At 42.6% G+C, this 21,296-nt stretch carries 16 protein-coding genes; 13 read left to right on the top strand and 3 right to left on the bottom strand.

Translation table 11 applies throughout. The features are described 5' to 3' along the window. Window positions 1-246: 246 nt before the first annotated feature. From L0M98_RS02430 to L0M98_RS02410, 5 genes are all read left to right on the top strand, one after another. Window positions 247-3,249 carry a SusC/RagA family TonB-linked outer membrane protein gene (locus tag L0M98_RS02430; protein ID WP_227214822.1) on the top strand — a complete coding sequence of 1,001 codons (3,003 nt, stop codon included), beginning with the start codon at window positions 247-249 and terminating at the stop codon, window positions 3,247-3,249. A gap of 11 nt (window positions 3,250-3,260) precedes the next feature. Continuing rightward, window positions 3,261-4,679, top strand: a complete 1,419-nt coding sequence (locus L0M98_RS02425; protein WP_227214820.1) for a RagB/SusD family nutrient uptake outer membrane protein — start codon at window positions 3,261-3,263, stop codon at window positions 4,677-4,679. A gap of 12 nt (window positions 4,680-4,691) precedes the next feature. Beyond that, complete coding sequence (locus L0M98_RS02420) at window positions 4,692-5,480, top strand: DUF4843 domain-containing protein (RefSeq protein WP_186975592.1); 789 nt, start codon at window positions 4,692-4,694, stop codon at window positions 5,478-5,480. A 30-nt stretch (window positions 5,481-5,510) separates the two neighbouring features. Further along, a complete protein-coding gene (locus tag L0M98_RS02415) occupies window positions 5,511-6,923 on the top strand; it encodes a hypothetical protein (protein ID WP_227214819.1) in 1,413 nt (470 codons plus the stop codon). A 101-nt stretch (window positions 6,924-7,024) separates the two neighbouring features. Then, window positions 7,025-7,528 (top strand): hypothetical protein, encoded by a 504-nt coding sequence (locus tag L0M98_RS02410; RefSeq protein WP_186975590.1) that lies wholly within the window; start codon window positions 7,025-7,027, stop codon window positions 7,526-7,528. Between the two features lie 301 nt (window positions 7,529-7,829). Here L0M98_RS02410 and L0M98_RS02405 read toward each other — a convergent pair whose 3' ends face one another. The 3 genes from L0M98_RS02405 to queC form a co-directional block, all read right to left on the bottom strand. Continuing rightward, complete coding sequence (locus L0M98_RS02405) at window positions 7,830-8,669, bottom strand: 7-carboxy-7-deazaguanine synthase QueE (protein ID WP_227214818.1); 840 nt, start codon at window positions 8,667-8,669, stop codon at window positions 7,830-7,832. Then, complete coding sequence (locus L0M98_RS02400; protein WP_186975589.1) at window positions 8,645-9,184, bottom strand: 6-pyruvoyl trahydropterin synthase family protein; 540 nt, start codon at window positions 9,182-9,184, stop codon at window positions 8,645-8,647. The genes L0M98_RS02405 and L0M98_RS02400 overlap by 25 nt, the downstream gene beginning before the upstream one ends. 120 nt (window positions 9,185-9,304) lie before the next feature. Then, the gene (gene queC, locus L0M98_RS02395) at window positions 9,305-9,982 is read right to left on the bottom strand and encodes a 7-cyano-7-deazaguanine synthase QueC (RefSeq protein ID WP_227214817.1); all 678 of its coding nucleotides are present in this window, start codon (window positions 9,980-9,982) and stop codon (window positions 9,305-9,307) included. 318 nt (window positions 9,983-10,300) lie between these two features. On the opposite strand from queC, the gene L0M98_RS02390 reads away from it, so the two are divergent. The 8 genes from L0M98_RS02390 (at window position 10,301) to L0M98_RS02355 (ending at window position 21,281) form a co-directional block, all read left to right on the top strand. Then, the gene (locus L0M98_RS02390) at window positions 10,301-11,188 is read left to right on the top strand and encodes a GNAT family N-acetyltransferase (RefSeq protein ID WP_186975587.1); all 888 of its coding nucleotides are present in this window, start codon (window positions 10,301-10,303) and stop codon (window positions 11,186-11,188) included. Between the two features lie 103 nt (window positions 11,189-11,291). Continuing rightward, a complete protein-coding gene (locus L0M98_RS02385; protein ID WP_227214816.1) occupies window positions 11,292-11,852 on the top strand; it encodes an RNA polymerase sigma-70 factor in 561 nt (186 codons plus the stop codon). Window positions 11,853-12,020: 168 nt separating this feature from the next. Beyond that, window positions 12,021-13,178, top strand: a complete 1,158-nt coding sequence (locus tag L0M98_RS02380; RefSeq protein ID WP_227214814.1) for a FecR domain-containing protein — start codon at window positions 12,021-12,023, stop codon at window positions 13,176-13,178. A 172-nt stretch (window positions 13,179-13,350) separates the two neighbouring features. Next, window positions 13,351-16,656, top strand: a complete 3,306-nt coding sequence (locus L0M98_RS02375; RefSeq protein ID WP_227214812.1) for a TonB-dependent receptor — start codon at window positions 13,351-13,353, stop codon at window positions 16,654-16,656. Window positions 16,657-16,667: 11 nt separating this feature from the next. After that, entirely contained in the window at window positions 16,668-18,128 is a 1,461-nt protein-coding gene (locus L0M98_RS02370; protein WP_186975583.1) for a RagB/SusD family nutrient uptake outer membrane protein, read from the top strand. Between the two features lie 11 nt (window positions 18,129-18,139). Then, window positions 18,140-19,318 (top strand): thioredoxin family protein, encoded by a 1,179-nt coding sequence (locus L0M98_RS02365; protein WP_227214811.1) that lies wholly within the window; start codon window positions 18,140-18,142, stop codon window positions 19,316-19,318. Window positions 19,319-19,470: 152 nt separating this feature from the next. Then, window positions 19,471-20,070, top strand: a complete 600-nt coding sequence (locus L0M98_RS02360) for an RNA polymerase sigma-70 factor (RefSeq protein WP_227214985.1) — start codon at window positions 19,471-19,473, stop codon at window positions 20,068-20,070. 41 nt (window positions 20,071-20,111) lie between these two features. Then, entirely contained in the window at window positions 20,112-21,281 is a 1,170-nt protein-coding gene (locus L0M98_RS02355; protein ID WP_227214810.1) for a FecR family protein, read from the top strand. The last annotated feature ends 15 nt before the right edge of the window (window positions 21,282-21,296 follow it).

Below are 21,296 nucleotides of genomic sequence, written 5' to 3'. Positions count from 1 at the left end.
ATGATGGTATATTTTTGTGGTACATTTGCATGTGTTTTGAATGTTGACACATGGTGATGCATATTGTTTTACTATATATTTAGATGTATTTGGGTTGATTTTTAAGGTATTGGATATACCTTAGCGGTTTATCGGAAGTTTTTAGTTATGGTAGAAGTGTATATTAGATACAAGAATTTATAAAATAGTAAACGAAAGGAAACTTTATTATAGGGTTTAAATAAAATGTCTAGAATTTTTTGTTCGATGCTTCTGATCATTTGTTGCGTGTGTCTGTTCCGTTTTCCGGGATTCGGAGATACACGTTCGGGGAAAGTTGTAGTTACCGGAGAGGTGAAAGGAGAGGAGGGCGAGCCGTTACCGGGAGTCACGGTTGTGGTGAAAGGAACCTCATGGGGATGTGTCACGGACAAGGATGGAAAGTTTAAACTGGACGTGCCGGATAAAGATGATGTCATACTCGAATTCAAGTATGTCGGGATGAAGACTCTGGAGATGCGGGTACCGAAAACCCGCGTGCTTGAAGTGGTGTTGTCTAAAGATACGAAAGAATTGGACGATGTGATTGTTACGGCGTATTACACCTTGCCGAAGAATGCTTTTACCGGAGAGATCACCACGTTGAGAGGTGAAGACTTGTTACGGGTTTCCCCGAACAATATCATTCAAGCGCTGGCAACGTTGGTTCCGGGATTGCGGGTTATCGAGAATAATGAACAAGGGTCTAACCCGAATGCCGTTCCCGAGATACTGATTCGGGGTGCTAGTTCGTTAGTGTTGAATGATCAGTCGGGAGTGAACACGCCTTTGATTATTCTGGACGGGGTAAAGATAACGATTGAAGAGTTGTATGATTTGGATATTTATGACGTGGAACAGGTGGATATTTTGAAAGATGCTTCTGCCGCCGTGCTATACGGCGAGAAAGCTGCTAACGGGGTGATTCTGATCGAGCGTACATGGGTGAAAGGAAATCGACCGAGGCTCAGCTATAATTTTACCCCTATCTTTAGTTTTCCCGATTTAAATTCCTTGCGTCTTTGCAACGCGGAACAGAAACTCGAGTTGGAGCGTTTGGCAGGACTTTATGACAAGGCGGACGGGAGCCTTTACCCGTCTTATGCTTATAAACTTGAAAACGTGCGTCGGGGTGTCGATACGGATTGGGCTTCCAAACCGTTGCGTACAGCTTTTACTCACGGGCATTCGGCATCCCTTACCGGACGGGGCGGGAATATAGAGTACAAGGTTGCCGGTCGCTTTACCGATATGTATGGCGTGATGAAAGGTGATTTCCGAAAGAATTACGGTGTCAACTTCTCGTTGGGATATCGCCTGCGTAAGAAGTTATTGATTACCTATCGTTTCGCTTACACGATGACCGACAGTAAGAATAGTCCTTACGGGAGTTTCGCGCAATATACTTTGATGAATCCTTACAATTCGGTGTATGACGAGTCCGGTAAATATATCCGGAACTACGATTTTTACCCGCTCGGCGAGAAGGGAAACGTTCAACAGAACCCGTTGTACAACGCTTCGCTATCCAGTTTCTCGAAGAACCGGGGCAAGAATATAACGAATTATTTATCTGTGCGTTGGGATGTGCTTAAGTCTTTGTTCGTTTCTGGTGATTTGAGCGTGAGTCAACGGGATAGCCGGAATAAAGTGTATGTTTCACCGGAGGATTCCCGCTTCGATTCCGAGGTGCTTGCCAACAAGAAAGGAACTTACACGGAAACCCATGGCGAGAGTACGGATTGGAGTGCCAAGATGGCGCTGAACTATCGTTTGGTATTAAACGAGGCGGGAACGACTGTGGTTTCTTTGAGTGCGGGAACAGATATCGGGAAATATAAATCGTCCGCTTCGCAGTTGAAAGCGGAGGGCTTTCTGAAAGATAAAATGACCGATTTGAAGTTTGCCGCACAGTACGTGAACACCAAGCCGACAGGTGGTGAGCAGGAATCGGCGGAAGTCGGATTCTTCGTGAATGGCAGTTTCGATTTGTTGGGGCGTTATTTCGTGAACGGTTCATACAAAACGTCGGGTTCCTCGAAGTTCGGGAGCAATCATCGTTTTGCGCCGGTGTGGTCGGCGGGTATCGGGTGGAATATACACGAGGAGGATTTTATGGATTTCGATTGGTTGAACGTGTTACGTTTGCGCTTTAGCGTGGGTTCCACGGCTAACGTGACGTTCTCCCCGTATCAAGCCATGACGACTTACTTGTACGGGAATGATTTGCTTCATTACGGTGGGCTTGGTGCCGTGCCGATCACAATGGGAAATCCCGATATGAAGTGGCAGATCACGAACAAGTATAATTGGGGATTGACGGCTGCTTTATGGAATGAAAGAATAAACGTGGCGGCGAGTTACTATATCGAGAGGACGAAGGATGTACTTATGCCTCTTTCCTTGCCCTCGTCCGTGGGAGTATCCGAGGTACACGTGAACATGGGTAAATTGCGAAATTCCGGTTACGAGTTCTCGATTTCTGCCGAGATATTGAAAACGAGAGATATGTCGTGGCTCGTGACTGTGAACGGTTCACGCGTGATAGATAAATTGACACGGATTTCGGATGCGCTCCGGGCTCAGAATCTGGCTGCTTATTACGGGGTGAAACCGCAACCCATGTTCGTGGAGGGTGGTTCGCAATTCGGGATATATGCCATGCGTTCGGCAGGGATTGATCCTGCTTCCGGGCAGGAGGTGTATATCAAGAAGAACGGGAAATACACGTTTACTTATGATTCGGAAGAGCGGGTAGAGGTGGGGAACACGAATCCCACGTTGGAAGGGAGTTTGTTTACCGGTTTCGGGTATAAGGGATTTTCGGTGAATGTGTCGGCAGCTTATCGTTTTGGCGGTGACCTGTATAACACGACGTTAGCGAATAAAGTGGAGAATATTGATCCTTTTGGTAACGTGGATAGACGGGCTTTCACGGAGAGATGGAAAAGACCGGGTGATCTAGTGCGTTTTCTGGGGATTCCCGAAAACGAAACGGTTGTTAAACGATATTCCGAACGCTTCGTGGAACGGGATAATTTGTTGGCAATCACGAGTGTGATGCTGAATTACGAGTGGCAAGCGGAGTGGTTGAAGAAAGTCGGTATCAGAAGGATGAACGTGGGATTCGGTATGTCGGACATTGCCCGGATTTCATCCGTGAAACAAGAACGAGGAACGGAATACCCGTTTCAGCGAGGGTTTAATTTTACGTTGAGAACAACCTTTTAAATGAAGAAAGTATGAGAAAGATATGGTTACTGTTGTGTATGTCCTTCCCGTTCTTCGGTTGTGAGAACTTCCTGAATATAAATCCTGATTCGGAGGTGGTGAACGATGATATGTTTAGTACCCCGGAGGGAGTGGAGGATGCTTTGTATGGCGTGTATATGTCAATGGTAAAGGAGGATATGTATGGTGGGAAGATGTCGGTGTTGATACCGGAGATTTTGGCGCAAAATTTCACGACAGGAGATTTATCTTATTATGATATGTCATGTTTGAATTATGAAAAGAAACCTCTTCTTTATACAATAAAAAGTGTTTGGCAAACGAGTTATTCGGTAATTAGTTATTTGAATAATATTATAGAAAATTTGGAACGTAAGAGTGAAAAGGATTTTCCGTATTACAAATTATATCGTGGAGAAGCCTTGGGATTGAGGGCAGCAATTCATTTTGATATATTACGCTTGTTTGCAGTGCATTTAAATTCAACAGATGAAAATGCAAAGAAAGGAGCAATTCCTTATGTAACGAAATATACTTTTAAAGTTACTCCTTTCTCTTCTGTTGAAGAAGTATATGATAAAATTATTGCTGATTTGAAAGAAGCTGAGGTTTGTTTAGTTGAAGATAAATCTTTGATGCCTACTGTACGGAAAGGAAGTGAGTCCGGTTTTACGGGAGCCAGAGAATTGCATTTTAATTATTATGCGGCTCAAGCCATGCTGGCACGGGTATATTGGATGAAGGGGGATTTGGAGAATGCGAAGAAATATGCCGATAAAGTGATTCAATCCGGTAAATTCACTTTTGCCATTAAAAGTACGCTGGGAACTTTTATGACAAGACGGGTTTCTTTGTCGGAAACAATTTGGGGACTTTACACGACGAATATCAGTGCTTACCTGTATGATAAACAAATGAAAAGTAACGTGCTAAAACTTCCGTCAAATTGGGCAAGTATTTATGAAGAGGATGATCCGCGTCTTAAAAAATGGTTTGTGACAAAAGAATTTGAAGGAGGTGTTAAAGAAGTTTGTGTCAAGATTATGGATGAAAACAATGATGCTTCTCCATACACGGGTGGCGGATATTTGGGATTCAGCATGATTCGGATTCCGGAGATGTATTATATTATGGCGGAGGCTTTGTTGGCGGAAGGGGAAGCCGAAGAAGCAAGGGTTTATCTGGATTCCGTGGTGGCAGCCCGGGGACTGGTAAAGTTTGCCGACCGTGATTTTGTTCGAGATATAACGATAGATGATATTATGGACGAATGGCGTAAGGAATTTTACGGGGAGGGGATATGGTGGTATTGCTTGAAACGGGAGAACAAGGATATTTTCGTACATGAAAGAAATTCGGTCATTGCGGGAAGTGATAAAATATATACCTTGCCGATACCTGCCGATGAATTTGAATACCGTGACGAATAATTTCAAAAGTCAATGATGATGAAAGATAAACGTGTAATCTGGTTGATATTGTCAATGCTGGTTTGTGGATGGGCTTGTAGTGATAAGACCATAATCTATAATCCGGAACAGAAAAGAAGTATCTATTTTTACAAGGATGTTAATAGATATGCTTCAGGTGTCGTTCCGGATACGATAGAATTTAGTTTTGCGGCATTGGAAGAATCGGAATACCGTTATGATATTCCGGTGAAATTCATCGGGATGCCGGTAGAGGAGGAGGTCGAGTGTGAGGTGGAAGTTGTTGCCGACTCTACCACGGCGGAGGCGGGAAAGCATTATGATATGGGGAAGATTGCGTTTCCCGAAGGAGAGGTAGAGGGAATATTGTCGCTACGTTTGAAACGGACGGAAGATATACAGAAACATCCCGTGATGATTTATATGAGATTGCGGGAGGATGAGAATTTTGTGCCGATGGAGAATGAATGTTATCGGTTGTCTGTGGTGGATGGGGTTTTGGTTGCTCCGGGATGGTGGATAAGTGAATATTTCGGTGTGTATGCCAATGATAATTATAAACTTTACCGAAAAATACTGGAATATTACTGGGAATTGGAAGAGTTGAAACCCGTGTTTTATGCCGAAACCGTGAAAGAATACGGGAGATACTTGGAGAAAGCACCTGCTGGATTTTTTCAACGACCGAATAATATCGTGTGGATCAAGTACGTGTTTAAACCTGCTTACGAGTTTTACAGTGAGCCGGAAAACATGTATGACGGTTTTACCATGGTTAATCCCGATCGTTTTATTCGTTAGGTAATGAATTTACAAGGAGGAAAAGTGTTTATGAAAACGAGAATTTGTATAGGTATCTGGCTTTTGTTACAGTTTGGGATATATGGTTGTCTGGATGATCATACTTCCGTTGGGGATAAGGAATTGTCGGAAATCACAATAACCGCGGAACATGATACATTGGTTGCTTACTTTGGTGAAGAGTTTATTCTCGATCATTTGAACGTGGAACAATCCGGCGAAGAGTTGCCCTTGTCTTACGAGTGGGGATATGGTAATTTGAAAATGAACGGGAATGAAATAGCGGAATACCCGATTCGGGATTCTTTGCGTGTTATCTCGCACGATCCGCAACTTCGTTATACCTTTCGGGAATTGGGAACATTCGGGTTGAGTTTGAAAGTCGAGAACGGGGAGTCTATTCGCTTTAAATATTTCGTTTTACATATTGATACGGAGTTTTCGGAGGGAATAACTGTTTTAAGTCGTGATGAGGCGGGAAAAGGACGGTTATCTTTTATGAAAACGCTCACGAAAGAGGAAATCGACGCCGGGGTGGAACCGTTCTTCCGAACGGATATCATGGAAACCATCAATCCCGGAATAGAAATGGAGGATGTAACCGACATGGTACAAGCGAATGAAAGATTGTTGGTTTCTTCCGATAACACGGCACGGATTTATAATATGGATGTTCGTACTTTTGATGTGAATGGCATGACTTCTTTCCGGGGAACTTATCCGACTTGTTCTTTTCGCGGTTTTGCAGGGATATCGGCACAAAATAATATGTATATATATTCGGATGACGAGAGTGCTTACGTGTATGATTATGTGGTGGATGAACTGATACTAACCCGTTATTTTGAAGACGTGGTAGCGGATGCTTTTTGTATGGGAGAGAAGCCCGTGTTTGTCAATTACGAGAAGTCTGTTTTGTATTCTCCTCGAAGTGGTGGGCTTAATGAATCCGGAGAGAGATTTCTTGCTTTTGATATTCATGCTGTTTGTTTTGTCGGCTCTAACTTGTACATGGTGAATACCATGAAAACAATGCCGACGCAGGTTTTTTTGGCATTGACAAATGCTACATTCAGTTCCTTAAGTACTGTAAAGTTCTATCCGTCCCCCGAAGCGATTAAGATAGATCGGGAATCTATTTGCGTGGGGTGCAGTACTTTGAGTTGTATATTTTATACTTACAATAATGCCGTGTATTGTTGGAATGTGACAAAGGAATTGCCGACCGAACCTATTGTTACCCTGCCGGATGGAATGGAAATAACTGCTTTGTCGATGAGTGCTGATGAAAATTTGTTGTACGTGGGTTTGTACGAGGAAAACTCAGTCCATGCTTTAAAAGGGAGTCTTTACATTTATGACGCTAAAGATTATAATTTGGTTAAAACTTATCCCAACATAGCAGATAAACCGTTGCGTGTGATATATAAAAAACGAGTGTAGAAAAAATATTCGAGTGATAGACATTGGATATTAAATACAATTCTTAACTTTGCTACGCACGTGTAAATGCGGTATATTAATATTAATTAAAAAATAGGTGCATGAAAAGAATGTTATTGCTTGTTCAGATATTGATTCTGACTATTTTTGTTTCTACCGGAAGCAACGAGATCGATACCAATAGAAGAGATGTTCCTTCGCTTCCGGTGCAAGCAGTGGATCAGCCTTATTATAACCAACTTTCCAAAGGTGGAAATTGTTACACGAAAGATCATCATTGGTTAAAGAATGGAAGTGGGCATATTCAAGTAGGAATGTCATATTTTCTTGTAGAGGCAATGGGAAATAGTGTTACTTTTATTTCTCCTGTAAAAATGGTGGATGAAACTTTTGTAAAAGGGGATTTATTGGCTGAAATAGAGGGTATTGCTGGAAATCACGAACTTCGAGCACCTTGTGATGGTAAAGTGATAGGTATAAACCCGCATATTGAAAATCCTTCGCAAATGGCACCTAATCAAGTATGGGTTTATAAATGTGAATTAAAAAGAGATCAGTTGGGAACTTTGATGGATGATCAAGAATACGCTAAGGCTATTCAATAGGATGATTAATGTCTACTATCACACCCTTGAAAAAGCATTTAAAATAGTCTTTTTCAAGGGTGTCTTGTATTTGGGTATTTATGATACAGGACGTGTTCCTATAGAGAACCCTATGTAATCCTATCGAAGACCTAGGGTAATAAGTACATAGGGGCGGTGCTGTTCTGTTTTAAGTCCCGTGATTCTATAATGGAGATAATAGGATCTCCACAGGATAAACGGAGGAAGAACGAAGGAGGGGTATGATTACGGTATTATTTGGGTAGGATTACAGTGGGTTCTCCATAGGAAATGGTTATTTTCAAACTCCTTGTTTGTTCCCGAAAAGAGAGATATGTAATCGGTCGCAGTAGCGCCAGCCATTCCGGATGCAATGTTCCAATGTTTTTGGGATGGTTAGTTTTAGTTCTTCGGGAGTGGCACCCATGGGCATAAGCAGTATGTCTTCTTTTTTCCAGTCTTTTAGCCGGGCAAGCAATTGTTTGATTTCCGTGATGTCGGACTCGTTGGAGTAAACGAATTTAAGTTGGAAGTCTTTCCCGTGTTTTCGGGCGTGCGTGATAAAAGATTGTATCGCTTCCGGGTTTAGGCGTATCGTGTTATGTCGTTCGGCGTGAGGGGGAGGAGGGACAGAGCCGGATAATTTGGGCGACATGCTAAAGAAATCGAGTTCACGGGCACAGGCTTCGTCAAAAATCGTGGCGTTCGTTTCCACGGTAATATGGAATGGAGTCACGGACTTTAGTTGACGGCATAACTCTCCGACAGCTTCCGCTTGCAGGAATGGTTCGCCGCCCGTGATTACGATATGGTCGATGTTTCCCCGGTTATGACCAATGATGCGTACGGCTTCTTCTATCGCTAAAGTGAATCCGTTCTCGACACGATACGCCGCGTAAGCCGTGTCACATTCACACGTGCCACCCGCGGGCGTGCGCCACGTGCAATGAAGATTGCAACCTGCCAAGCGTACGAAAAGAGAGGGGATGCCGTTTAATTTTCCCTCGCCTTGAATGGTGCCGGGTACAAGTAATCCCGAAGCAGGCAATTCTTTCAATAATTCACCTTCTTTATCTCTCGTGACGGGGAATATACCGTCTTTGGCAAGATGCAGATTCATTTTACTAATTGTTTCCACCATGCATCATTTTTCCACTCTTCCCGAATAGCCTCGGAGAAGCGTATGTCGTGAATGTCAAAATCGACTAATTTCATGTCCTCGCGGAAGGCTTCGGCGTATCCGGTTGCCGTTTCGTGTACCCGAACGGAAGAGAGTTGCACGTTGCCCTCGCCATTCTCGTGTGCCGTGTTCTGGAGAATCTTGTCTATCAAATAGAATAAAAGCAAAGCGTACCCTTCGGCTGACGGCGAAACGGGAATTTCCGCTACCCGGCGGTTGTATTTGTACACGAATGATTTCAGTTCTTCGGATTCTTCCCGCCACAGTGAATAGGTATGGTCGAAACTGTCCACGAGTTCTTTTACCTTGTCGAGCAGCACGAAGTCCATTACCATATAGCCTCTGTCCAACTTATCGGACGTGATAAATACTTCCACGATATACGAATGCCCGTGAATATTCTCCCGACACCGATGTGATGAACAGTTCCGAACAATGTGCGCTCCCTCGAATTTGAATAACTTTCTGATAAGCATGTAATGATTTTAGATTTAATGATTTTAGATTTTAGATTGAACTCCTCCGCCCTTCGGGCACCTCCTCTATAAACAGAGGAGGAGATGGAATAGTTATCGTCTTCGGGAATCCTTTCATTTTCAATTTCCAATTGTAAGCGGGTCTTTTATCCCTGCTTCCTCGAATGCTTTGGCACGGAGGAGGCAACTGTCGCATTTGCCGCATGGTTTTTCGCCGCCCCGGTAGCAAGTCCATGTAAGACCGTAGTCTACTCCAAGACGGGTGCCCCAGCGAACCTCATCGGCTTTGGTTATGTGCATGAAAGGCGCGTGGAGGGTGATTTTTTGTTTTTTTTCTGCCCCGAGAACTGTTCCCAGATTGATGGTCTGTTCCATGGAACGGATGAATTCTTCCCGACAATCCACGTACCCAGAGTAGTCCACCTCACTGACGCCGATAAAGATATCGGCAATATCCAAGGCATCGGCGTAAGATGCCGCCACGGAAAGAAATACCATGTTACGTGCCGGGACGTAGGTATCGGGAATGGTTGTACGGTTGATATTCCCGTCGCCGATATCCATTTTCTCGTCCGTGAGGGAACAACCGTCCCACTGGTTCAGCATCAATTGCACGAATTTATGTTCTTTTACCCCTGCCGCTTTCGCCACGGCTTTGGAGGCTTCAATCTCCTTGTCGTGTTTTTGCCCGTACTCGAAAGTAATGGCATACAATTCATCAAATCCCTGCTCTTTCGCGACATATAAAGCCGTTGACGAATCCAGTCCCCCGGATAATAAAACAAGCGCTTTCTTCATGATTTTCTTCTCTTGTCAATTTACACGACAAAGGTAAATATATTTCAGACATTGAACAATTCGGACGGGTCGGAAGAGAGAAATTCTTCAAAAGAAATTCCATCCGTTCCCCCGATAAAGGTTGGGTTTGGGTGATAAGTTTTTTTATTTAAGTAAGGCTAATAGATTATTTAGAGATAGCGAATAAAATTTGGAAAAATATGTTTTGTTAGGAAAGAGGTTTGTTTCTTCTTCTATTTAGTAAATATTTAGTAAATTTGTAATAATGCACTTTTAGGCAAGAGGCGGCTCGTTGGTAGTAATTTAATACGGAAGGTTATGAAAAAATTCAATGAAATGACAGAAGAAGAAATGTTTGAACGAATGCTTGAGATTTTTGAGGCATCTGTTCGTGCGACACATGATTTTTATACAGAAGAAGATATCGAACGTCATTTGTCGATGGTTAGAAATTCATTATCATGTCCTTGTCATTATTTTTGCATAGATAAGGAGAATGGGAATATCGTTGGGTTCGTGTCTTTAATTGGTAGGTATATTGATATGTTGTATGTACATCCGGATTATTTTAGCATGGGGTATGGAAGAGAATTGTTGGATATCGCTTTGAATGAATTTCGGGCGGACACATTGTGTGTTCTTGAGCAAAATACACGTGCGTTGGAAATGTATAAGAGAAGAGGGTTTGTGGTTGAAAGGAGAATGGAAGCGGGTGAAGAAGACGAGCCTTGCCCGGTTTTATATATGCGAATGGAGAATCCTGCGCTAAAGATGGTGGAAATTGACCCGAGTAGGGACCAATATGATGAGTTTTTGAGGTGCGGGAATTATTCGTTGGAAAAGAGGTGGTATTATTTGCAGGATTGCGAGATGTTTGGACTTGAACTTGATGGGGTGCCTATAGGGGTTGTTGTCGTGAATCAAGAGTGCCGGATAATGAATTTTGCTATATTGGAGGAGTATCGAAAGAAATGTTTTGATGTTTGGGTAATAACTTTTTTATTAGAACGTTATTGTAAACGTTTTCATTGGTTAAGAATAGCAGTGAGCGGGGAGCAAGTTCCTTATTTTAAATGTTTGGGTTTTAGGCGAGAGAAAACTGTAAAAGATTATTACCGGCATCTATATCTTCGTTCAAGAAGGATACACAGAAAACGATACGATCCGTGGGATTTAGTATTTATGCGATTGAAAATCGGGAAGTAGTTCTTTTTTATTTGCATTGTTAATAAAAAGGTATAATTTTGTGAAGGACATTATAGGAATGGGCATAACGGGTGTATGGTTATAACTCGTAAATGTTATATACATGCAGAATAGAAGAGAACGATTCTTGCAACAGATAAATACCAAGGAGGCGGAGGCTTTCAAGGAATTGTTCCGTGTATTTTATAGTACACTGGTAGAGTTTTCTATGAATTACGTGGGACAACAAGATGTGGCGGAAGATATCGTGCAGGAGGTATTTGTTTCCGTGTGGGAAAAAGACACGCGATATCCAACCTATAATGCTTTTCGGAGTTTTCTTTATAATTCGGTGCGAAACGGGAGCTTGAATCACTTGAAGCATAAAAGCGTGGAGGAAAAGTATCTGGCTTCTTTGGGCGGGGAAGTGGACGAGGATGATGCGGACTTGAAGATTATGGAAGAGGAGTTGTACCGCTTGTTGTTCGACACGATAGACGAGTTGCCGGAGAAATGCAGGAATATATTTTTGTTGCACTTGGAGGGTAAAGGGAACGAGGAGATCGCGCTTCTTTTGAAATTATCCGTATTGACCGTGAAAACCCAGAAAAAGCGGGCGATGCAGTTTATTCGGGAACGTTTGGGGACCGCGTATTTTTTGTTACTTTCTTTGGGGATGATTTGAATTTTTCGGTATTAATTTTCCAAGGTTTTTGCTAATATTGTGATTTGATAATTAGGCAAATAAGGTGTTTTTTGTTATTTGTTAAAGGCGTTCCTGTAAAAAAAATCATTTTTTTTGTACCTCTTTTTAAGTGCCTTGTTGTTTTAAGTGTAGAAAAGAATAAAAGGAATGGATGATTGTAAATTTAGAATGGTTGAACTGATGCATCTTTATTTGTCCGGGGTGATAACGGACGAGGAGACGCGGGAGTTACAGGAGTGGTTGGATGCCGCACCTGAAAACAAGCGAATGTTTGATAAAGTTCGTGCCGGAAAAGATATTGTATACAGGTATAAAATGCATAAGAAGGTGGATCATAAAGCCGCGTACGGGCGTTTCGAGAAACGGGTAGGTATAAAGAGAAGAATATTTCGCTTGTGCCTGAAGTATGCCGCTATATTACTTCTTCCGCTAGGCGTGATCTTTGTTATGTTGAGAACGAATCGGCAGGAAACTCCCGAGGTCGTGACCGTGGCAGATATATTACCGGGAGAAGCAAAGGCCATGTTGATTCTGGCTGACGGGAAATCAGTATCGTTACAACATGATACGGCACGTGATATTACGGTCGGTGATGGAGTGAACGTGACAAATTCCGGTAACGGTATCGTGTATTCCGGCAGGGGAAAAGGGATGGGGAATTTGCAATATAACACGCTTCGGACTCCCCGGGGAGGTGAGTATAAAATTACATTGTCGGACGGTTCGACTGTACAGTTGAATTCCGCGACCCAATTGAAATTCCCTGTAATGTTTGATTCGGAGAAGAGAGAGGTGTATTTGTCGGGGGAGGCGTTTTTTGAAGTGGCGAAGGATTCGGAATGTCCTTTCTACGTGATCGCGGACGGAGTCCGGATTCGGGTATACGGTACTTCGTTTAACGTGAATACGCATGACAAGGAGCGCGTGCGAACGGTTCTCGTGGAGGGTGCGATCGGGTTGAAGGCGGAGAATGGCGGGCAGGAATACCGGATGAAGCCTTCGCAGTTGGGCGAGTTTCGTCGGACAGATGCATCTATTGACGTGAGGACGGTAGATATAGAGCCTTATATCGCGTGGAAAAACGGTTTCTTCGTGTTCGAGAACCTGAGTATGGAGCAGATCATGAATACGCTTTCCTTGTGGTACGATGTTGATGTTATTTACGCGAATGAGCAATTGAAGAAATTGCATTTTACAGGTCACGTGAAACGGTACGAGAAGATAGATAATATTTTGAAAGCTATCGAGAGCGCGATTGGAGTCACGTTCTCGGTACAGGACAGAACAATTATTATTTCTAAATAAAAAACACCGGCAGGTGTTGGAGCACTTGCCGGTACGTGTTTAATAACCCTGATAAGTCGATGTTGGAGCATCTCTTATCAATAAAGTAAAATTTATAATGCTCAAAGTTATGAAAAAAAAATCAATTATGTCCTTTTTTTCACGAGATGGAGGACAAAAAACTGGATTGATTATGAGATTGACAGTATTATTGATGTGCGTGTTTTCGTTTACCCTCGTCGCGAACACGAATGCACAACAGGAGAGGGTGGATTTGAATTTGAAGGATGTGTCGATCCGGACGGTGTGCGGAGAGATACAGAAACAGACTAATTTGTCTTTCGTGTATAACGTGGAGTTGACCCGGAATTTAGGGCATTTCACGGTGAAAGCCAGACAGGAAACGGTGGAGAGTGTGTTGAACAGGATATTGGCTGATACCGGTTTGACTTATAAATTCGAGGGAGATATTATCGTGATACACGAGGCCGTTCCAGAACCCGCTCAACAGGAAAAGAAGGAGATCACGATCGAGGGGGTGGTCGTAGACGGCAGGGATTCTCTTCCGGTTATCGGGGCGACAGTAGTTGTAAAGGGAACGAGCTTGGGAGTCGCTACCGACATGGACGGAAAGTTTAAATTGACGGTTCCCCAAGCGCAGAACGTGGAACTAGAGTTCTCTTTCGTGGGTATGAAGAAGCAAATCGTGAAAGTGAACGGGATGTCTAATCCTGCGCCTTTAAAGATTGTGATGGAAGAAGAGGCTGTCGGCATGAACGAAGTGGTTGTTGTCGGGTATGGAGTTACGGCTTCTAAGGATTTGACAGGACAAGTGGCTTCTTTGAACGAGGAACAATTGAGTAAGAAAAATGCGACGAATGTTGAAACGATGTTGCAGAATGCGGCAGCCGGAGTAGTTGTTTCCTTGGCATCTTCTAATCCGAATGAAAAAATTCGGGTTAGGGTACGCGGAGAGGCTTCTTTGACGGGGGAGAATGAACCGTTGTACGTGGTAGATGGTATACCCGTAACTTCCGACGTGATGAGTGCTATTTCTCCGCAGGATATTCAATCGATGGATGTGTTGAAAGATGCTTCTGCCGCTGCTATTTACGGTTCACGGGGGGCTAACGGAGTGGTTATCGTGACAACCAAACGAGGTAAAAGCGGTAAGCCGGATTTGAATGTGAGTTATGCTTTTAGTGTAGATTCGAGGATCAATAATTTTTCCACGTTAAACGGGGATGAATTTCGTGAATTCGTGCGCTATATTGCCGAACAAACGTTAAAAGTGGATGCTTCCAACACGACTGCAAAGAGTATACTTGCCGAGGGAAGTACAGTATTGAAAGATGGAAACACGGATTGGTACAAAGAATTGAAACGTCCTTCTCATCGCCATGATTTGAATTTATCCGTTCGAGGCGGGGGAGAACGTTCAAATTACTATATTTCTTTAGGGGTATTGGATTATCAAGGGATGGTCGAGCACGATGATTTTACCCGTTACACGGGACGTATCAATCTGGATTACGATATTACCGATTTCTTGAAATTCGGAACGTCTACCACGTTAGGATACACGGATGTGAGTTCTCCGGGTACTTCGTTGTACACGGCTGTCGGATTCCGTCCCGATTTTCCGATATATAACGAGGACGGGTCTTATTATAAAGAAGGAACTTCTTATAACCCGGTAGCATCGAATAATGCCAAAAGTTATAAGGATAATTATAGTATCTTATCCGCTTCTTTCTTGGAATTAAGTATATGGAGGGGCTTGAAATTGAAGACTTCCTTGTCTATAAACCAGAATATGTCTTATTCGGAAAGTTACACGCCGACCTATTTGACTGCGGATGAGAAAGGTGCCGGTTCGGAATCGACGAGTCGTTCGTTTACCACGGTATTTGATAACACATTATCTTGGAACGGGCGTATTAATGATGCTCATGCTTTGGATGCCGTGGTCGGTATTTCATTTGAACGTACTAAAACACGTAGTTTCGGGGTGAGAGCTAAAAATTACCCGATGGATGAGATTTTGACGGGTATCACGAATGCCAGTGAGATTGTAAGTAAAAGCGGAGGTGGTACCGTGTATGGATTACAGTCTTCTTTTGCCCGTATCAATTATCGTTTGCTGGATAAGTATTTGTTCACGTTTACTGCACGTTATGACGGTTCTTCTTCCTTCGGAACGAATAATCGTTACGGGTTCTTCCCGTCGGGAGCTATCGCATGGCGTATCAGTGACGAGAGTTTTATGAGGGGACTGAAGTTCTTGGATGATTTGAAAATTAAATTTAGTGTCGGTAAAACGGGCGTCCAGAATTTTGACCGGGGAAGTTACGCGAATAAAGATTTGTATTCTACCGGAGATTATTTGAATAATCCTTCTATATATCATAGCCAGTTGGGAAATCATGATATTAAATGGGAAACCACGATGCAATATGATTTGGGTATTGATTTCTCTATCTTGCGCTCTCTTGTGAGCGGTAGTATCGCATATTATCGCAAGAATACGGATGATTTGATTTGGACTTACACTCCGCCTTCAAGTTTGGCCGTGGATCCGATACCGACAAACGTGGGTTCCGTGCGGAATCAGGGTATCGAGATATCTCTTCGTGCTAATTTATTGCGAGGGAAAAAAGATTGGAGTTTGGAATTAGGTTTGAATGCCTCTCATAATCGGAATAGGGTATTAGAATTGGTTGAGCAGGGAGGAAGTGATAATGGAATGGGTATAACCGTACAAGGTTCCGGAAACCAAGTATTGGCAGAAGGACATGCGATGGGGTCATTCTTCGGTTATCAATATGATGGGATTATCCAGAATCAAGCTACTATAGATAAGTTGAACGCGAAAGCTACAGAGGCTAAAGGTAGCACGGCTTACTATAATGGATCCGGTTTACGTCCGGGGCATTTGTTACTTCGGGATGTGGATGGAAACGGTTATATTGATAATAAAGATCGTATGATTATAGGTTCTCCGGAGGCAGATTTGATTGGGGGTATAACTTCGACTCTGACTTACAAGCGACTGAGTTTATACATGCATTTCGGTTTCCAAATAGGGGGAGAGAAGTTGTATAATAAGACGTTACAGAATTTGCCGAATCAATTGACCGGGTTGGTTGATTACAATTTGCATAATCGTTGGAGCGATGAGAACCGGAATGCAAAATTGCCGGCCATGTATATAGGTGATGCTGTTGCACCCAATACGTCTTTATCGTTGTTTAGCACTTCCAATCTCCGTTTGCAAGAACTTCGTTTATCTTACGATATTCCGAAGTTATGGAGAGGTAAGTATTTGAATTCCGGAGAGCTTTATTTCACGGCAAGTAATCTTTTCGTGATCACGAAATACCCGGGACAAGACCCCAGTACAATAGGTTCGGCAAGTTCGAATTATGGTGCGAACTACGAGAATTGGAATTATCCGTCTTCACGTACATTCTCTTTTGGTGTTAAACTTAATTTCTAAAAATTGTGAGTATGAAAAAAATACTGATTGTATTTTCGATTATAATAGGTTTTACCAATTGTCAATTGGTAGACGTGTTGGAACAAGATCCGATGTACGAGTTGGATCTGGAGAACGCGATAACCTCGCCGAAAATGGCAGAATTAGCTTTAAACGGCGCGTATTCCTATTTGCCGTCCACTAGCACGAATTATTTGTTTGCCGCGTTAAGTGGTAGTTTTATGTCCGGGGCTATGTTACGGCAAGATTTTGTTACCTCGGGGAATGCTATCTATTATTCCGAGAGATATTTGAATACTTTGTCTTATAGTTCTTTCGGGGATGGAGAGTGGAGTGATGATTATAATATAATCAAGAATGTCAATTATTTGTTGACATCATTGGAGGGGATTAATGATAGTGAATTTGAAAAGGGAAGAAAAGAGGAGATTGTCGGAGAGTGTCATTTTCTAGTGGCTCTGGCTTATTTCAGGTTATTGCGTCAATTTGGCGAATATTGGGATGAAAGCAGTAATTACGGGGTACTTGTTCGGGATGAAATACCATCGGTTGCCAATGCCGTGAAGGCACGTACCACGGTAGCTAAAAGTTACGAGGAAATTTTTAATCATTTGGAAATAGCTTTGGCTCAAGCTCCCGCATACACGACTCCCACTCGGGCATCCGTACAGGCGGCAAAAGCGCTGAAAGCGGTTGTGTTGTTTTACCAAGGGAAATATAGTGAAGCGGCCGTTGCTGCCGATGAAGCTATCACGTCGGTGAATCCTTTAGACCCAAGTTATTCTAATGTGTTCACGAATACGGAAACGTCGAAAGAAGTTATTTTCTGCCGGGCATTTAGCACGGATGAGGCATCCGATGTATCTTATCTTATGGAGAAGGCTTCCGGGGCTTCCGGGTTGTGGGGACCGACCGAAAGTTATATGAATTTGATTGAAGGGGATCCTCGGAAAACATTGGTTACTGAAAATAAAAATGTTACTTATAACGGAGTGACCTACAATGTAAATACGGTAAAAAAAATTTATCGTCCGAATGATGGTGTGCCGGTAATATTCTTGCGTACAGCTGAATTGTACTTGATTAAGGCAGAGGCGTTGGCTCGTAGTAATAGTTCTATTGCTGATGCTTGGGCTCCGATCAAAGAATTACGCGGGCGTGTGGGAAGTACGAATTTAACAGAGCCGGCAACTCGTGACGAGTTAATGGATGAAATATTCAAAGAGTGGTGGATCGAAATGGCTTTCGAGAATTGGCATGAATGGTTTGCCGTGCAACGTTTTGATCGTTTGTTGGAAATGAATCAAAGTTTGGCTGAGCAGTTGGAAGATGAACAAGAGAAAGACGAGGAAAATAATACAGCTAGTTTCGTGGAGGCTTTCATGCAAAAGTTGGAAACCAGAAAGATTTATAATATCCCTACCGGAGAGATTAATGCAAATTCTATTTGTGAACAAAATCCCGGATATTAAAAATAAAGATTATGAAACATATCGTGTATATAGTACTTCTTTTATTAAGTATGAATGTCTCTGCCCAAACGGAACCGAACTATGGTATTCAGTTTTATCATGGAACATGGAAAGAGGGAATAGAGAAAGCTAAAGCGGAGAACAAATTGATATTCGTGGATTTCTACACTCAATGGTGTGGTCCTTGTTTAAATATGGCGGAGAGTGTGTTCACTCTCCCCTTTATCGGGGATTTTTATAACACGAAGTTCGTGAACATGAAGATTGATGCCGAGAACGGGGAGGGAGTGGAACTTGCCAAACGCTATAGCGTTAATTCTTACCCGACTTACGTGTTTGTTGATCCGGCAAGCGAGGAGGTGGTACACCGGAGTAAATCCCGTCAGTCTGCCGAGCAGTTTCTTGCCACGGGAAAAAGTGCTTTGGTACCGGAATTGCGTTCCGGTTATTTGACTGAGGAATTTGCTAAAGGACGTGATGACCGGGAATTTCTAAAGAATTATATCAATTACAATGCTTCTATCTATGAACGGGAGAACGTGCAGAAAGCATTTGATATGCTGATGAAGAAGGGGGCGAAGTTGACGGAACCGGACGTTTGGAAGATATTTAAAGCCAATATCACGGGGGTGAATAATCCTTATTTTCAAGAAGTTGTACAGGGGTATGACAAGTTCGTAAGCGTATTGGGAAAGGATATAGTAGACAACAAGTTGTACATGGAAACCCGGAATGCTTCTTTGGAGGAATTAAATCGGTTGCCGGAATTTAAGGGTAAAGATTTGAACAAGTATCTGGTACAAATCAATGCTTTGGTAAGAAATAAAGAGTATGATAAGGCTGATGTGTTGATTCGGCGTGCTATGGCGGATACCTCCATTAACCAGCAGGATTTTATCGAACAGTTCCGGTTTACCGTGCGCGGCAGTTATTGGGACCCGGAAACCCCGGTGGAGTGGTTGAGCAGGTGTGCCTCTTATTTGCAGTATATCGCTTATAATAGCGACAACCGACAGGATCCGTACATCCATCAAGAGTACGCGGCATTGCTGGAACGTCTGATTCGTAAGACCCCGGGAGCTGAAAAAGTTTTTCCCGCGTCTATTATGGATAAACCGGAAGTCGGAGCCAAAGAATACAGTATGCGTCCGAAGAATCTGGCACAGAAACCGACACGGAAGAAAAAATGATATTTTAGTGTGTGATTGTTTTAATTGTGTGTAAGAAGCGGAATCCTGTCATGGTTCCGCTTCTTTATTTTGAAAGAATATAGATAACTTTGTCGAACAATAGACGTGTAAATTAGATTAGTAACATTATATTTGCATGGTTATTAATGTTGATGCTCGTGGATTATTCAGATGATAAAGAATTATTAGAAGTATTGAAATGTGGCAAGATATCAGCTTTCGAGTATATCTATACCACATACTATGATTCTTTGTTGAATTATGCCGACCGTTTATTAAATGATTTGGAAACCGCCCGGGATGTTGTCCAACAAATGTATTATAAAATATGGGAAGGGCGTGAAGTACTGAATATTTCTCTTTCTGTAAAAGCATATCTTTTTAAATCGGTTTATCACGCATGTTTGAATACTCTGGCTCATAAAAAGAATATTCAAAAGTATGAGCGGGAACAATTGGAAGACCTTTATTTTTCTAATGTTATTCAATCGCCGGAGGCTGAAATGGAATTGTGGCAGGCTGATGTAGCCAAAGCGTTGGACGAGGCAATAGCTTTGTTGCCGGAAAAGTGTAGAGAGGTATTTGTTTTAAGTAAGGTAGAGGGGTTGAAAAATAGGGAGATTGCTGAAAAATTGAATATTTCCGAGAAAACGGTAGAACGGCATATGACGATAGCTTTGAGTAAGTTGCGTGAGGAATTGGATTGGTTGCTGCAGATTATTTTGTTTTTTTCGGTTTCTCATTGGGGGTAAAACATGTTTTGTCTGTCTTTAGTGTATAAAAGGCAGGAAAGATGGAAACAGAAACTTTCAATATAGATGAATTACTGATTCGTGTTTTGTCGCATCAGGCAGAACAAGAGGAAATTGTATATTTTTCAGAATGGATGAAGGATGAGCGGAATCGACTTTATTTCGAGAAGTTTAGAAAAGTGTGGAATCTTTCCTCTGGAAGACATGCAGACCGGGAAATGGTTGAGGTGGGACTGGAAGATTATCGACGGTTTATGCATCGGTCTTTAAGTCCGAAACATAGCATGAAGCGTGTATGGAGAATGATCTCGGCTGTAGCCGTGGTGATGATTGGTGTTTTTGCTTTGCTGCGTTTGTATGAACCGGAAAAACAAATTGTCCCCGAGGGGAAGGAAATTATTTATAGCAAAGGAATATTGTTGACTCTTTCCGATGGCAGGAAAGTAAATGTTCTTTCCGATTCTTTGGCTTTGTCCGACGGAATGAAAGATGATATCAAGATAAGTAAGATCAACAACCGGGAGATTGCTTATGAACTGAATGATTCATTGGCGGGGGCTGGGGATTTTGAATTGGCATACAATGAAATTATTGTCCCTGCGGGAGAGCGTTTCTCTCTTCGGTTGTCGGACGGGACAAAGGTTTGGATAAACTCGGAGAGTTCGTTGCGTTACCCGATACGTTTCGGTAAAGAGAGACGGGAAGTGGAGGTACGGGGAAACGTGTATTTTGAAGTGACACGGGATACAGCTTGTCCATTTGTTGTTTCGGGGAGGGAGTTGGTGACTGAAGTACTGGGAACTTCTTTTGAAGTGAACCTGTACGGGGATCGGGATGAGGCCAGTGCTACTTTGGTGGAAGGAAAAGTGAGGGTTCTGGCGGGGAAATATTCTGTCGTTATGAAGCCCGATGAGCAAATCGTGTTTAACACGAAGAGCGGGAACGTGGAAGTAAAAAAGGTGGATGCTGCTAATATGGTAAGATGGAAAGATGGAGTACTCGTGATAAATAACGAGCGGTTTGATGATGTTGTTTGGAAATTGGAGCGTTGGTACGGTGTGGCTATTATTAATGAGACAGGAAAATCATTCACTCAGCTTTTTAGCGGAGAATTTGACCGAGAGGATGTTCAAACGGCTATTGAAACGATATGTGTGAATCTGGGTATTCAATACAGAATGAATGAAGACAGTATTATTTTACAAAAATAAAAAAGGAGATCCGTG

Source organism: Butyricimonas sp. DFI.6.44, from assembly GCF_022132345.1.
Taxonomy (GTDB): Bacteria; Bacteroidota; Bacteroidia; order Bacteroidales; family Marinifilaceae; genus Butyricimonas; species Butyricimonas muris.
The sequence above is the reverse complement of the archived record's forward strand: the minus strand, read 5'-3'. Positions and strand labels throughout refer to the sequence as shown.